Annotated in this window: 17 protein-coding genes; 16 read left to right on the top strand and 1 reads right to left on the bottom strand. The window is 32.7% G+C overall.

What is annotated here, in order from left to right; all coding sequences use genetic code 11:
• Positions 1–383: 383 nt before the first annotated feature.
• The 16 genes from nifH (at position 384) to ACH5TX_RS13720 (ending at position 13680) form a co-directional block, all read left to right on the top strand.
• Complete coding sequence (nifH, locus tag ACH5TX_RS13795; RefSeq protein WP_439340085.1) at positions 384–1208, top strand: nitrogenase iron protein; 825 nt, start codon at positions 384–386, stop codon at positions 1206–1208.
• Positions 1209–1236: 28 nt separating this feature from the next.
• Positions 1237–1563, top strand: coding sequence for a P-II family nitrogen regulator (locus ACH5TX_RS13790; RefSeq protein WP_439340084.1), 327 nt, complete (start codon positions 1237–1239; stop codon positions 1561–1563).
• A 12-nt stretch (positions 1564–1575) separates the two neighbouring features.
• Complete coding sequence (locus ACH5TX_RS13785) at positions 1576–1953, top strand: P-II family nitrogen regulator (RefSeq protein WP_439340083.1); 378 nt, start codon at positions 1576–1578, stop codon at positions 1951–1953.
• A gap of 18 nt (positions 1954–1971) precedes the next feature.
• Positions 1972–3600, top strand: a complete 1629-nt coding sequence (gene nifD / locus ACH5TX_RS13780; protein ID WP_439340082.1) for a nitrogenase molybdenum-iron protein alpha chain — start codon at positions 1972–1974, stop codon at positions 3598–3600.
• 52 nt (positions 3601–3652) lie between these two features.
• Positions 3653–5035 carry a nitrogenase molybdenum-iron protein subunit beta gene (nifK, locus tag ACH5TX_RS13775; protein ID WP_439340081.1) on the top strand — a complete coding sequence of 461 codons (1383 nt, stop codon included), beginning with the start codon at positions 3653–3655 and terminating at the stop codon, positions 5033–5035.
• Positions 5036–5173: 138 nt separating this feature from the next.
• Positions 5174–6508: a nitrogenase iron-molybdenum cofactor biosynthesis protein NifE gene (nifE, locus tag ACH5TX_RS13770; protein WP_439340080.1), complete on the top strand. Its 1335-nt coding sequence runs from the start codon at positions 5174–5176 to the stop codon at positions 6506–6508.
• Between the two features lie 24 nt (positions 6509–6532).
• Positions 6533–7918 (top strand): nitrogenase component 1, encoded by a 1386-nt coding sequence (locus tag ACH5TX_RS13765; protein ID WP_439340079.1) that lies wholly within the window; start codon positions 6533–6535, stop codon positions 7916–7918.
• 51 nt (positions 7919–7969) lie between these two features.
• Entirely contained in the window at positions 7970–9241 is a 1272-nt protein-coding gene (locus ACH5TX_RS13760; protein WP_439340078.1) for a NifB/NifX family molybdenum-iron cluster-binding protein, read from the top strand.
• Between the two features lie 131 nt (positions 9242–9372).
• Positions 9373–9681 (top strand): (2Fe-2S) ferredoxin domain-containing protein, encoded by a 309-nt coding sequence (locus ACH5TX_RS13755; protein WP_439340077.1) that lies wholly within the window; start codon positions 9373–9375, stop codon positions 9679–9681.
• 89 nt (positions 9682–9770) lie between these two features.
• Positions 9771–10499, top strand: a complete 729-nt coding sequence (locus ACH5TX_RS13750) for a sulfite exporter TauE/SafE family protein (RefSeq protein ID WP_439340076.1) — start codon at positions 9771–9773, stop codon at positions 10497–10499.
• 10 nt (positions 10500–10509) lie between these two features.
• Complete coding sequence (locus tag ACH5TX_RS13745; protein WP_439340075.1) at positions 10510–11628, top strand: hydroxymethylglutaryl-CoA lyase-like TIM-barrel protein; 1119 nt, start codon at positions 10510–10512, stop codon at positions 11626–11628.
• 35 nt (positions 11629–11663) lie between these two features.
• The gene (locus tag ACH5TX_RS13740; RefSeq protein ID WP_439340074.1) at positions 11664–12074 is read left to right on the top strand and encodes a NifB/NifX family molybdenum-iron cluster-binding protein; all 411 of its coding nucleotides are present in this window, start codon (positions 11664–11666) and stop codon (positions 12072–12074) included.
• A gap of 11 nt (positions 12075–12085) precedes the next feature.
• Entirely contained in the window at positions 12086–12304 is a 219-nt protein-coding gene (locus ACH5TX_RS13735; RefSeq protein WP_439340073.1) for a hypothetical protein, read from the top strand.
• Between the two features lie 3 nt (positions 12305–12307).
• On the top strand, positions 12308–12607 hold the full coding sequence (locus tag ACH5TX_RS13730; RefSeq protein WP_439340072.1) for a hypothetical protein: 300 nt from the start codon (positions 12308–12310) through the stop codon (positions 12605–12607).
• 10 nt (positions 12608–12617) lie between these two features.
• Positions 12618–13010, top strand: coding sequence for a hypothetical protein (locus ACH5TX_RS13725; protein WP_439340071.1), 393 nt, complete (start codon positions 12618–12620; stop codon positions 13008–13010).
• A 238-nt stretch (positions 13011–13248) separates the two neighbouring features.
• Positions 13249–13680, top strand: a complete 432-nt coding sequence (locus ACH5TX_RS13720) for a tellurite resistance TerB family protein (protein ID WP_439340070.1) — start codon at positions 13249–13251, stop codon at positions 13678–13680.
• A 53-nt stretch (positions 13681–13733) separates the two neighbouring features.
• Here the strand turns inward: ACH5TX_RS13720 and ACH5TX_RS13715 are convergent, their stop codons facing one another.
• Positions 13734–15851, bottom strand: coding sequence for a Tex family protein (locus ACH5TX_RS13715; protein ID WP_439340069.1), 2118 nt, complete (start codon positions 15849–15851; stop codon positions 13734–13736).
• Positions 15852–15932: the final 81 nt, after the last annotated feature.

Here is a 15932-nt window from a genome sequence, read left to right as displayed (position 1 = left end):
GACGTTATACTATTAGATTCTACTTCTTTATAGAAGACAATACACCAAATTCAAAAATACATAATTTTTAACAAAATAACCATTTTTAATAATTTTAAATAACAAAAACACTATAGTTGCAATTATTATTTATGGTTTTATTCATTTTGTTGAAAATTATGCAATTACAATATTTTACAAAAATGTAAAATAGCCACTGTTTTTTTACATTTTTGTAAACTTCATTTTTTATATAAATCATTTTCAAAAAACTTTATTTTTTTTATAACAACCTAACAAACAGTTATTTAAAACAATAATTTCAATCCTTTTATTTTACTAAATGTTTTGTTGGCATAGTAAGTGAAAAATGAAAATCAAACATTCATTAAATAATCTTACTTATGAGAAAAATAGCAATTTACGGAAAAGGTGGTATTGGAAAATCTACTACTACACAAAACACAGTGGCTGGTTTAGCAGAAATGGGAAAAAAAATAATGGTTGTAGGATGTGATCCTAAAGCCGATTCAACTAGACTTCTCTTAGGTGGTTTAGCCCAAAAAACAGTACTAGACACATTAAGAGAAGAAGGGGAAGATGTTGTATTTGACGACATTGTAAAACCTGGTTATGGCAATACAAGTTGTACAGAGTCTGGTGGCCCAGAACCTGGTGTTGGTTGCGCTGGTCGTGGTATTATTACATCAATTAACATGTTAGAACAACTAGGAGCTTATGATGAAGATAAGTCTCTAGATTATGCTTTTTATGATGTATTAGGAGATGTTGTTTGTGGTGGATTCGCAATGCCAATTAGAGATGGTAAAGCAGAAGAAATTTACATTGTAGTTTCTGGTGAAATGATGGCTATGTATGCTGCAAATAATATTTGTAAAGGTATTGTAAAGTTTGCGCAAGCAGGAGCTGTGCGTTTAGGAGGACTTATTTGCAACAGTCGTTTGGTTGATAATGAACAACAAATGATTGAAGAATTAGCAAAAAAATTAGGAACTCAAATGATTCATTTTGTACCACGTGACAACATGGTTCAAAAAGCCGAAATTCATAGAAAAACAGTTATCGAATACGAACCAAACCATTCTCAAGCAGAAGAATACAGACAACTTGCTAAAAAAATTGATCAAAACAAAATGTTTGTAGTTCCAACACCTCTTGAAATTGAAGAACTAGAAGGGTTACTTATAGAATTCGGAATACTTAATTAAAAAACACAATCATTTAAAATATATCAATATGCAATTAATAAGAGCCATTGTAAGATCTGAAAAATCTGCAACCGTAATTAAATCGTTATTTGAATCTGGTTTTGTAGCTGTTACAAAAGTACCAGTTGTAGGACGTGGTAAACAACGAGGAATTAAAATAGGAGATATTACTTATGATGAAATTCCTAAAGATTTATTAATGATTGTTGTTAAAGACGAAGACAAAGATTTTTCAATAAGAACAATTATGGAATCTGCACGTACTGGAGAAAAAGGAGCTTTTGGAGACGGTAAAATATTTGTAAGTCCAGTTGAAGAAGCCTATACAATAAGTCGTGGCACAAAAGAACTTTAAACAGAAAGCAATATGAAGACAGTTATAGCCATATTAAGAATTCATACAATGAATTCAACAAAAAAAGCACTTTCTGATGCTAATATACCATCATTCACAGCAACAGGGCAAGTTTATGGTCGAGGTAAAGGAAAATGGGATGCCGAAGTTATGGAAGGCGTAAAAAATAATCAGCCAGAAGCCATTGCCCTTTTAGGACCAGAACCAAGACTTAGATTACACAGAATGATAACAGTTACCGTTGAAGACTCAAAGGTTAAAACCGCTATACAAGCAATCATGGGTGCTAATCGAACAGACGCAGCAGGTGATGGAAAAATATTTGTATTACCTACTACAGAAGCACTTAGTATTCGTACTGGAGATTCAGGAGATAGCGTATTAGATTAATACTTAAAACAAAAACATATGTCGAAAGATACTAAAAATACATTTCCTGATCCATCGGAATTAATAGAGGAAATTTTAAACAAATACCCTAGTAAAATAGGAAAGAAGCGAGCAAAATCTTTGATTACAAATGATCCAAAAGAAGATCAAGAAATTCAATCTAACATCCGTACAATTCCAGGAATTATTACACAAAGAGGATGCTGCTATGCTGGTTGTAAAGGTGTAATATTAGGACCAACACGTGATATTATTAACATAGTTCACGGACCTATTGGTTGCTCTTTCTATGCATGGCTTACACGAAGAAACCAAACAGATGCAGGTCCAGACGGAGAAAATTATATGAATTACTGCTTTTCAACAGACATGCAGGATACTAATATTGTTTTTGGAGGTGAAAAAAAACTAGAAGAAGCCATCCGTGAAGCTTACAACATGTTTAAACCACATTCTATTGGGGTATTTTCTACCTGTCCAATTGGATTGATTGGTGATGATGTCCATGCTGTTTCTAGAAAGATGAAAGAAGAATTAGGCATCAACATTTTCGGATTTAGTTGTGAAGGATACAAAGGTGTTAGTCAATCTGCTGGTCACCATATTGCCAATAACGGCATATTTAAACATGTGGTTGGTTTAAATGATACAGATCCAGGCGGAAAATTTAAACTAAACCTACTTGGTGAGTATAATATTGGTGGAGACTCATTTGTACTTGAAAAATACTTCGAAGAGATGGGAATCACACTAGTTTCAACCTTTAGTGGTAACTCAAGTATTCACCAATTTGAAAATGCTCATATGGCCGATTTAAACGCGGTTATGTGCCATAGGTCTATCAATTATATTGCAGAAATGCTAGAGAAAAAACATGGTATTCCTTGGATTAAAATAAACTTTATTGGAGCAGAAGCTACTGCTAAATCATTAAGAAAAATAGCAGAGTACTTTGAAGACAGTGAGTTAATAGCTAAAACCGAAGAAATTATTGCCCGAGAAATGTTAGAAGTTAAGGCTACTATTGAAGATGTAAAAACAAGAACAGAAGGCAAATTATGCATGATGTATGTTGGAGGATCTAGAGCGCATCATTACCAAGAATTATTTGGAGAAATAGGAATGCGTACCATATCTGCTGGTTATGAGTTTGGACACCGTGATGATTATGAAGGAAGAAAAGTGCTTGACAGTATAAAAATTGATGCTGATAGTAGAAATATAGAAGAGTTAGACATTACCAAAGATGAAGGTTATTGGAGAGACGATTTGGTTGCCAAAAAAACATCCCTTGAAAACAAAGGATATGGCTTTGCTGAGTACGAAGGCATGATGCCAGATATGGAAAAAAACAGTTTGGTAATAGATGATATTTCTCACTGGGAAACAGAAAAGCTTATTGAGTATTATAAACCAGATATTATTGGTGCGGGTATTAAAGAAAAATATGTGATACAAAAATACGGTGTACCACTAAAACAACTACATAGTTATGATTATGGTGGTCCGTATGCAGGCTTTAAAGGCGCTGTTAATTTTTACAATGATATTGATAAAATGGTAAATACTAAGGTCTGGGGATTAATTCCACCACCGTGGAAAAATCAACCAAAGTTAGTAGCAAAACTAGCTGATTCAGCTTACTAATGGCAATAAAAACCATTAACAAACAATTTATAAATTTTAAATCAGAGATATTATGTTACTAAGACATACCACAAAAGATATAAAAGAAAGAAAAGCTTTAACAATTAACCCAGCAAAAACCTGTCAACCTGTTGGAGCTATGTATGCTGCACTAGGAATTCATGGTTGCTTACCACATAGTCACGGATCGCAAGGCTGCTGTTCATATCACAGAAGTGCACTTACAAGACATTACAAAGAACCTATTATGGCAGCAACAAGTTCGTTTACCGAAGGATCTTCAGTGTTTGGAGGACAATCTAACTTGGTACAAGCAATAGACAATATTTTTACTATTTATGAACCAGATATCATTGCGGTTCATTCAACATGTCTATCTGAAACTATTGGTGACGACCTTACACAAATTGTTGAAAAAGCAAATGCTGGTGGAAAAATTCCAGAAGGAAAACACGTAATATATTGTAATACTCCTAGCTACATAGGATCTCACGTTACAGGATATGCCAATATGGTAAGTGGAATGGTAAAATGTTTATCTGCTTCTACAGGTGTAAAAAGCGATAAAATAAATCTTATTTCTGGTTGGGTTGAGCCTTCAGATATGAAAGAAGTAAAACGGTTAGCAAACCTTATGCAAGCCAAATTCACATTATTTCCAGACACTTCAGATGTTGTTGATGCACCGCAAACAGGGAGTTACAAAATGTATCCAAAAGGAGGAACCACTGTTCCTGATTTAATTGCTACTGGAGATAACAAAGCAACTTTAGCTTTTGGAGAATGGGCTACAGCCGATGCAGCAACAAAATTAAACATCAAATGTAAAGTACCTTTTGAAGTAACAGACCTTCCTATTGGAGTAAGAGCTACAGACCGCTTTATCATGAAAATGTCAGAGCTAGCAGAAGTAAGTATCCCTGATGAAATCACAACTGAAAGAGGAAGACTTGTTGATATGATTACCGACATGCAACAGTATTTAAACGGAAAACGTGTTGCCTTATTTGGAGATCCAGATCAATTAATTCCATTGGTTGAGTTCTTATTAGACATGAACATGAAACCTGTTTATGTTGTTTCTGGTACACCAGGTAAAAAAATGCATCAAAGACTAGAAAAACTAATATTACCAACCGTTCCTGAAGCCAAATTTAAAAATGGTTTAGGAGCCGATATGTATTTAATGCACCAATGGATTAAAGAAGAAAGCGTAGACCTTTTAATAGGAAACACCTATGGCAAATACATTTCTAAAGATGAAAACATCCCTTTTTTAAGAATGGGATTCCCAATTTTAGATAGAGTTGGTCATTCTTATTTCCCAACTTTAGGATATATGGGAGGGCTACGCATTTTAGAAAAAATATTAGGTCTTATTATGGATAAACAAGATTTAGAATCTTCAGAACCAGAATTTGAATTGGTTATGTAATACAAGTAAAAACTAATATCCAAAAGTTTAAAATGAAATATCCATGAGTGTATTTTACACAAAAAAACACGGATGTTACATCAAGGCTTAAAAACAATAAATAGTAACAGGTGAAACTATAAACTAAAATTAAAACACATGGAATCTATACTTAAAGACAGAGAAAATCAAATATTGACTAAGGGTACAGATTCTCGTGAATTAGCTTGTGACAAATCTAGTCTAGCAGGATCCGTAAGCCAAAGAGCTTGCGTATTTTGCGGGTCTAGAGTCGTTTTATACCCTATTGCCGATGCCCTTCATTTAGTACATGGTCCTATTGGTTGCGCTGCTTATACCTGGGACATTAGAGGTGCTTTATCATCTGGACCCCAAATTCACAGACTCAGTTTCTCAACAGACGTAAAAGAAAAACAAGTGGTTTTTGGAGGTGAAAAAACCTTAAAAAAAGCACTTATTGAATTAATTGAAGCCTACAATCCCAAAGCCGCATTTGTGTATTCAACATGTATTGTTGACTTAATTGGCGATGATGTTGAAAGCGTTTGTAAAAATGTAACAAACATAACAGGTGTTGAGGTTATAACAGTACAAGCACCTGGTTTTGCTGGCACAAAAAAAGACGGATACAAAGTTGCCTGTGATGCGTTAATGAAACTGGTTGGTACTAAAGGCACCAACGAAACAATTCCTAACAGTATTAATATTATTGGAGATTTTAACCTAGCCGGAGAACTTTATTTATTACGTGACTATTACGAAAAAATGGGGATTCATATTGTAGCCACTATTACTGGTGATGGTCGTGTAGATGCTATTCGTCAATCTCATAAAGCAGCATTAAATATTGTGCAATGTTCTGGTTCTATGAGCAATTTAGCGCTTCAAATGGAAGAAAAATATCAAATATCAAACATGAGAGTTTCATATTTTGGTATTGAAGACATGTCTGACGCTCTATATAATGTAGCTCGTTTTTTTGGAGACAAAGAAATGATGGATAAAGCCATTGAATTGGTTAAGACTGAAGTAAGTGATTTATTACCCAAACTACAATTCTATAAAAAAGCATTAAAAGGCAAAAAAGCAGCCATTTATGTTGGTGGTGCTTTTAAAGCCATTTCTCTTATAAAAGCATTACGAATGCTAGATGTAAAAACAGTAGTAGTTGGTTCTCAAACAGGAAATAAAGAAGACTATCTAACTATGAAAAACCTGAGTGATGAAGGTACTATTCTTGTTGATGACACCAATCCGTTAGAATTAACTCAATTAGTTAAAAAAACCAATGCAGATATTTTAATAGGAGGTGTTAAAGAAAGACCCATTGCTTATAAATTAGGTTTAGGTTTTTGCGACCATAATCACGAACGTAAACTAGCATTGGCAGGCTACAAAGGCATGCTAAATTTTGCTAAAGAAATTTATGCAACTGCTATGAGTCCAGTTTTTCAATTCACTAAAAACAAATAACAATACGGTTTAATACTTTGAAATATGCAAAATAAAGTCGACATCATAGAAAAAGGAAAAGCGTTTACATCAACTCGTAATGCATGTAAAGTATGTACACCATTGGGAGGAAGTATTGTTTTTAAAGGAATTGAAGGGTGCGTGCCTCTCATTCATGGTTCGCAAGGATGCGCAACGTACATAAGACGCTATTTAATAAGTCATTATAAAGAGCCCGTAGATATTGCTTCTACAAATTTCACAGAAGAAACCGCCATTTTTGGTGGTGAAAAAAACTTATTTATCGCCATAAAAAATGTTACTAAACAATACAATCCTAAAATAATTGGTATTGCTACAACCTGTTTAAGCGAGGTTATTGGTGACGACATGCGTAAAATACTATATAAGTATAAAGTTGAAAACGAGAACGATCCTAATCTTCCTGAATTAGTTTTTGTGAACACCCCTAGTTTTATGGGAACTCATATTAACGGGTTTCATGACACGGTGTTATCTCTTGTAAAAGCATTTGCTACAGAAGGTCAAACAAGACATAGTATTAATATGTTTCCAGGCTTTCTTTCTCCTGCAGATTTACAACACCTAAAAGATATTTTTTCTGAGGTACTGATGAACGTTACTATGGTTCCTGATTATTCTGATATTTTAGATAATGAGTATACAGGAGTATATGAAAAACTACCAAAAGGAGGAACTACATTAAAAGAGTTACAACATACAGCTTCAGCAAAAGCATCCATAGAATTTGGATATATTTTAAATAAATCTAACCCAAAATCACAATCGGCAGGAGAATTTTTAGAGTCTAGTTTTGATGTGCCTAGAATAAATTTAAACATCCCAATTGGGATTAATGCTACCGATGCTTTTTTTGATACGCTTGAAAAATTAACTAATAATAAGATACCCGAAAAATACAGAAAGCAACGTGGAAAACTGGTTGATGCCTATGTAGATGGACATAAATATGTCTTTGGAAAAAAAGCGGTCTTATATGGAGAAGAAGATTTTGTTATAGCCATGATTTCATTTTTAGAAGAAATTGGAATTGAAACAGTGTTATGTGCTTCAGGTGGTGATAGCGGATTACTAAAGAAAGTGATTCAAGAAAAAGTAAAACCCAATTCAGATATTATCATTCACGATAATTTCGATTTTGAAGAAATAGCCACTGTTTGTAAAGAATTGAAACCCGATATCTTAATAGGAAATAGCAAAGGCTATTATATAGCCCGCGAATTAGGAATTCCATTAGCACGAGTAGGTTTTCCTATTCATGATAGATTAGGAGGTTCACGTATTAAACATATTGGTTACGAAGGTACTCAAGTACTTTTCGATATGATAGCTAACACACTTATTCAACAAATGCAAGATCATTCGCCTGTTGGATACAAATACATGTAATTTTTAATTACATCAATAAAATGAATACAGATAATCATTAAAATTAAGAACATGGAAAAGACAACCACTTTAAATAAAGTGCACCCTTGTTTTGACAAGGAAGCAAAATTAAAATATGCAAGAATTCATATCCCAGTAGCACCAAAATGTAATGTTCAATGTGGTTATTGTAATAGAAAATATGATTGTGTAAACGAAAGCAGACCAGGTGTTACAAGTTCTGTGCTAAAACCATTTCAAGCCCTTAATTATATAAGAGCCATATCTCAAAAAATTAAAAATGTATCAACCGTTGGTATTGCTGGACCAGGAGATGCCTTTGCCGAACCAGAAAAAACATTAGAATCTATTAGATTGATAAAAAATGAGTTTCCAGAAAAAATATTTTGTCTCTCTTCAAACGGATTAAACATACTGCCATACATTGATGAGATAGCCCAATTAAATGTGACACATGTTACCATTACCATTAATAGTTTTAGACTTGAAACTTTAGAAAAAATCTATAAATGGGCACGTTACAAGAAAAAAATGTATCGTGGTGTTGAAGCTGCAAAATTGATGCTAAGTCAACAAGGAGAAGCTTTAAAAGCATTGGTAGCAAAAGGTATTGTTGTAAAAATAAATACGGTAATTATTCCTGGTGTTAATGATACAGAAATAGAAGAAGTTGCTAAAAAAGTAAGCGAATTAGGAGCTACAACTATGAATTGTATTCCATTAATTCCTACCGAAGGAAGTGATATGGAAGATTTAGAAAAGCCAACAGGCAAATCTGTTAGAAACATTATAAGATCTATTCATAAGTATATAAAACCAATGACACATTGTGCGCGATGTAGAGCAGATGCTGCAGGAATACTAGGTAAAGACGATACAAGTGCTTTTAAATTAATTGATCAATGTGCCGTCATGCCAACACCCGTTGATAAAACAAAACCACATGTTGCTGTTGCAAGTTATGAAGGCTTAATGATTAACAAACACTTAGGAGAAGCTACTGAGTTTTTAATATATAAGCAAACAGAAACTGGATATGAACTGGTTGAAAGGCGTTTAGCTCCAACAAAAGGAACAGGAGATTTACGTTGGATAAACCTTGCTAAATCGTTAAAAGATTGTTCTTATGTATTAGTAAATGGTGTTGGGGCTAAACCTGTTGATTTACTCCAAAAAGTTGGTATAGCAGTTATTGAAATGTCTGGATTAATTGATGACGGATTGGATGCTGTTTACAAAGGGAAAAAACTAAAATCGGTACTTAAAACAACCTTAGGGAAATGCGGTACTGGTTGTGGCGGTAACGCTATGGGTTGTGGATAATCTTAAAAACACAATTTATATGTAATCATACAAAACAATTAAAAATGAAACATTCACAACTAAAATTTTGCCACACAAAAAAAGGACAATATGAATGTGAGATCTGATCTAAAAACTATAAATATTAACAGATGAAAAAACCAGATTATTTAATATTATTATGCAATTCCTACAGAATGGTAGGCGAAGCAAAAGGCACTTGCCTAAAAAGAGGATCGTCAGACTTAATACAATATATTTCAGAAGAAGCAGCCGATAGAGGTTTAGATGCAGCTGTAACTACAACAGCTTGTTTAAATATTTGTCCGCAAGGTCCAGTAATAATCATTCAGCCAAATAATTTTTGGTATGGCGGTGTTACAGACGAAGATAAAATAGATGAAATATTAGAGGCACTAGAAGAAAATGAAGCTGTTGAAGAATATTTAATTTCTGATTAAATATTGTTTCACCTTTTATTTAAATGATTTTGCCTAGACTTTGATACTTGTTTTATCAAAGATGCTTATTAACTAATAATCTTTCTCTTATGGAATTATTTTTTTTAATTACTCTTTTTATAGTTGCCTTCCTCTATGCCTCAATTGGTCATGGTGGAGCTAGTGGATATTTAGCTTTAATGGCTATGTTTGGTATTGAAGCTATTACCATGAGATCTTCAGCTTTAATACTTAATCTATTTGTAGCAGGTATCGCATTTTACAGCTATTATAAAGGCGGATATTTTAAATGGAAAATCTTACTCCCATTTGTTATAGCTTCAATGCCTGCTGCTTTTTTGGGAGCTAAATTGTCTGTAGACCCTACGTTTTATAAAATATCGTTAGGCATTTGTCTTTTAATAGCCGTAGCTAGAATGTTATTACAAGTAAAATCTAAAAAAAATAACGCTGTAAAAAACCCTAATATCTTAATAGCACTAGTTCTTGGCTGCATTGTAGGCTTTTTTTCAGGGATGATAGGAATTGGAGGTGGTATTATTCTAAGCCCTATACTAATAGTTTTTGGTTGGGCTAATTTAAAGGAAGCAGCAGCTATTTCTGCAGGATTCATTTGGCTTAATTCAGCTACAGGCTTGTTAGGAACAATAAGTTCGGGTGTTCACTTTGCTCCTATGATAGTACTTTGGATAGCAGTAGCACTATTAGGAGGCTTTCTTGGTTCATGGTCTGGAAGTTTTAAGTTTTCATCAGTCACATTGCGTTATGTTTTAGCCTCAGTCTTGTTTATGGCTAGCATTAAATTATTTTTCATTTAATACATTTATTATGAAACCATATATCATAGATACAACCTTACGAGATGGAGAACAAGCACCAGGAGTCGTTTTTTCAAAAAAAGAAAAAATGAAAATCGCCATCTTACTTGATGAGTTGGGTGTAGATGAAGTTGAAATAGGAACTCCTGCCATAAGCAAAGAAGAAAAATTAATAATTAAAGATATTGCGAGCCAAGGGTTTTCGTATAAAACATCTAGTTGGTGTAGAGCTCATCTTACTGACATAGAAGAAGCTGTAAAATTAGGAACAACCTCAATTAATATTTCATTACCAGTTTCAAATATTCAAATAAAAACTATAGAGAAATCTAAAAACTGGGTATTGAATAAATTAAAAGAAACCACAAAATATGCTTCCCATTTTTTCTCTCATGTTACAGTAGGTGCCCAAGATGCCACAAGGGCTGATTCAAATTTTTTAAAAGAATATATTTATTACGCACAAGAAAATGGTGCTAAACGTATTAGAATTGCAGATACCGTTGGTATATCTAGTCCCTTAGAAATTCATGAACTGTTTACAGACTTAAACGGTAGTTTCCCCTCTATGGAATTTGAGTTTCATGGACATAATGATCTAGGAATGGCAACAGCAAATGCTATAACGGCTTATAAATCTGGTGCTACATGTATAAGTGCAACTGTTAATGGTTTAGGGGAAAGAGCTGGTAATTCTGTACTCGAAGAATTTATAGCCTATCTTATTTATAAAGAAAAAAACGATAGCTACAATTCAAAAATTATTTCAACACTTTGTGATACTGTTTCAACTATTTCGGGACAAAAATTACCAGATAGCAAACCTTTAATAGGCACAAAAGTTTATACACATGAATCTGGCATCCATACATCGGCAATTCTAAAAAATAGAGCATCTTATCAATTTATTAATCCTATAGATTTTGGACAAAAAAACACAGGCTTTTACTTTGGAAAACACTCTGGTACAGCCTCTGTAAATCATTTTTTAAAAGAGAAAAACCTTCATTTTGACGAACGTTTAGCGCAAAATATTTTATCAATGGTTAAGCAAAAATCATCTCATTTAAAAAGAGCTTTAACAGATGTAGACTTAATGACTATTTACAAACAATCTGTTTGCTCATAAAACAACATAGACGTTTAATTTAATTTGAATATAAAATGAACATTATTATACCTGTAATTGACGATAACAAAGGCAAGTACACCATTGCAAAAGGATTTCACAACACCGAATACACTTGTGTATTTAATAGTCTTAACAGTAGTTTTGAATGGATTAAAACAAAAGAAATAAGTAATATGGATGACAACCTAAGTTTAGCTTTAAAGCGCAAAGGTATTTATTCTATTATAACCAGCCATATGCCCTATTTAGCCTTAAGGTTGTTTAAAGAAAGTGGTTTAACTATTTACAAATCAAAAGGAAAAAATGTTGAAGAAAATATAGAACTATACCTAACTAATGAACTTCAATCTTTTACACCTCAAATACATTTTGGTACTTCAAATTATAGTGCATGTGGCTCATGTAGTGCTAATTCAAACTCCTGCGGATCAGACTGTAGTTAATATTAAAAAATATGGCATTAAGCAAAGCAATAGCCTTTTTACAAGCAGCTAGCATTAGTAATGAACTAAGAACAGCGTGTACTCATTATTCAAAAGACAAATTATTACTTCAATTAAATTTTAATGAGGTAGAGTTTGAAGATGCTATTAATATGGAATTGGTTAAATGTCAAACATATGAAGAAGCAGAAGTTATACAACAAATAAGAATATGGTTTTTATTACTTTAAAATATGATATATAGAGATTTAGAAAAAGTACGAGGAATTATTGAAGATGCAACAAGCTTAGAAGTGTCCTATGCCTATGACGATTTAGTATTTCCAGATCATACAGCTTTCATCATACAATTTGATGATACTAAAACAACACGTTTTTTCTGTTACTTTCATAAAGATTGCAATTTAAAAGACAAAAAAGAGCTTGAAGAAAAATTAAAAAGCGCTAGCCTTAAACAAAAATGTGATCTCATTGTTAAAGGCGATTTTTATTTAGAACAAGAAAACGAACAAGTGAATATTCATTTTTTATAAAAAGATAGTTATGAGCGAAAAAAAACTTAATTGGAGAACGTGGTTGTTAGAAGGCGACCAATACCTTAAAGCATCAACACCTAAAAGCGGGGTGAGTCGCTTTGGTCCAGAAGTAAGGTATAATTTAATATCGATGTCTTTAGAAGCCTATATTATGGCTATTATGGATTTCTATAAAAAATTACCACAGAATCACACCTATTCAGATTTAATAAGGGGCTTGGAAACAGTTATTACCTTAGACGAGAAACTTAAAAATAGAATTTTACGCTATGAAAATATTCAATCTATTTGTTCTATCGAGAAATATCATACCACAGCTGCAACAGAAGTAGAACTTATAGATTTAAAAGGAGCAGTTGTAGAAATAAGTGCCATAGCACACCGTGTATGTGCTGCCTAAAATTAATACTGTTTTCTATTATTTTTTTACAAATAACTTAATAGAAATAGGTAACTACAGCATATTTCTTTGTTTTAATTATTTTCTTCAGGCAAAATAAAGGACGCCTCCATTTATTATCTTTATCATTATTATATCCTTTTTTTAACAAAAAATGTATAAAGACATTTTGATTTTATTTTATATAAAAAAAGTAAAAAAAAATATGTAGGTTTGCAGCAATAAAAAACAAAAATATATGTCGTTTTCTGATTTATTTGATAGTGGATTTAAAAAGCGTAATGAGAGTCATTTCGCTTCTATTGTTCGTATTGCCATGGAAGATGGTGTTATTACTAACGAAGAACAAGCTTTTTTAGATAGATTAGCACGTAGGTTATCTATTAACGAAAGCGATTATAAATTGATTTTAAAGAATTACGAATCGCACCCAATTAACCCGCCAGTATCTTACGATAAACGTTTAGAGCGTTTGTACGATTTAGTAAGAATGGTACATGTTGATGATATTAATGGTGACTCTGAACACAAGCTTTTAAACAAAATTGCTGTTGGTCTTGGGTTTCATGCTGTAAACGTAAAATATATTACAGATAAGGCTTTAACAATAGTACATAACGGAGTTGATTTAGAAACTTTTATCGACGATATAAAGAATATGAATAGATAAGACTTTATTCTTTTTTTGATATATAAAAATGCGAACTTTTCAGTTCGCATTTTTTATTTATGCAATTTTAATTGAATACGCTTTCGCGGAACATCAACCTCTAACACTTTTACTATAATTTGTTGATGTAAACTCACATGTTCATTCACGTCTTTTACAAAACTATCTGATAAATTTGAAACGTGAATCAATCCGCTTTCCTTAATACCAACATCTACAAAACATCCAAAATTAGTGATATTATTGACGATACCTGGAAGTAATTGGCCTTCATGTAAATCGTTAATAGTTTTTATATTCTGATTGAAGGTAAACACTTTGGCTTGTTCACGAATATCTAAACCTGGTTTTTCTAATTCTTTAATAATATCTTCTAGAGTTAGTAAACCAACAGATGCTGTACAATACTGTTTTAAATCTATTTTTTTAAGAAGGTCTGAATTACCAATTAAATCTTGAACCGACTTACCTAAATCTTTCGCCATTTTTGTAACAATAGCATAACTTTCTGGATGTACTGCCGAATCGTCTAACGGATTTTTAGCATCTTTTATTCTTAAAAAAGCAGCACCTTGCTCAAAAGCTTTCCCCCCTAAACGTGGTACCTTTTTTATGTCTTTTCTAGATGTAAAAACACCATTTTCGTTTCTGTAATTAAAAATATTTTCGGCTAATTTGTGGCCAATACCAGAAACAGAACTTAGTAATGGTTTGCTTGCCGTATTTATATTTACACCAACGGCATTTACACAGTTTTCTACCACAACATCTAATTGTTTTTGAAGCTTGGTTTGATCGACATCATGTTGATATTGCCCTACTCCAATAGATTTAGCATCAATTTTTACTAATTCTGCTAATGGATCTTGTAATCGCCTTCCAATAGAAACCGAGCCACGAACTGTAACATCGTAATCTGGAAATTCTTCACGCGCAATTTTTGATGCCGAATAAATACTTGCTCCCGCTTCGCTTACTACAAACACTTGAACCTCATTTTTAAAATGAATCTTTTTTATAAGCGCTTCTGTTTCTCGTGATGCTGTGCCATTTCCAATGGCAATGGCTTCAATTTTATAAGCATCGGCTAAGGAGCTTATTTTTTTCATCGCACCAACACTATCACTTTTTGGTGGATGCGGATAAATAGTTTCGTTATATTTTAATTGACCTTGCGCATCTAAACAAACCACTTTACAGCCTGTTCTAAAACCAGGATCAATAGCTAAAACACGTTTTTCACCTAATGGAGATCCTAATAACAGTTGTTTTAAATTTTTTGCAAAAACGTTTATCGCAGATTCATCAGCTTTATCTTTTGCTATTTGAAGTGCTTCGTTACTTAACGATGGTACTAATAAACGCTTATAGGCATCTTTAATAGCTGTTTCTATTTGTTCCGTGCAAGCGTTATTACTTTTAATAATACGCCTTTCCATGTTATCTAAAGCACGATCATCATCAATAGAAATTTTAACTCTAATAAAACCTTCTTTTTCGGCTCTTAAAATAGCGAGTAATCGGTGTGATGGTATTCTACTTAAGCCTTCTTCCCAATCAAAATAATCTCTAAATTTTTGAGCCTTTTCATCATCAGCCTTTATTTTTATCACTTTCGTGGAAATCATAGCAAAACGTTCTAATTGACGACGTATATTATTTCGAATATCGGTACGCTCATTTATCCATTCGGCAATAATATGTCGAGCTCCTTCTAAAGCTTCATCAACCGAATTAACAGTTCCTATTACATATTTAAACGCAATAGACTCGACATCATTTGCATTTTGAGACATGATTATTTTTGCCAAAGGCTCCAATCCGTTTTGTCGTGCTTTTTCAGCTTTTGTTTTACGGCTCTTTTTATAGGGTAAGTATAAATCTTCTAGCGTTATTAAATCTTGAACCGCTTCTATTTTCTGTTGTAATTCTGGTGTTAAAACAGCTTGCTCTTCCAAAGCTTTTAAAATCGCTTTTTTACGTTTTTCTAAAGCTTCATATTGTTCCTTAAATTTTACAATATCTCCTATTTGAACCTCATCTAAATTACCTGTAGCTTCTTTTCGGTAACGAGAAATAAACGGAATGGTACAATCTTCATTAAGTAATGCAATCGTATTTTTTACAGATTGTTCTGGAAGTTGTGTTTGGGAAATTATAAATTTTATCATGTTGTTTAATGAAAAAGACCTATCAAATTTTCTTGATAGGTCTAATTTATATTTTAATTTAAAATTACTATAATTGTTAAG

The organism is Thalassobellus citreus (genome assembly GCF_044385915.1).
GTDB lineage: Bacteria > Bacteroidota > Bacteroidia > Flavobacteriales > Flavobacteriaceae > Thalassobellus > Thalassobellus citreus.
This window is presented reverse-complemented; position numbering and strand designations above follow the sequence as displayed.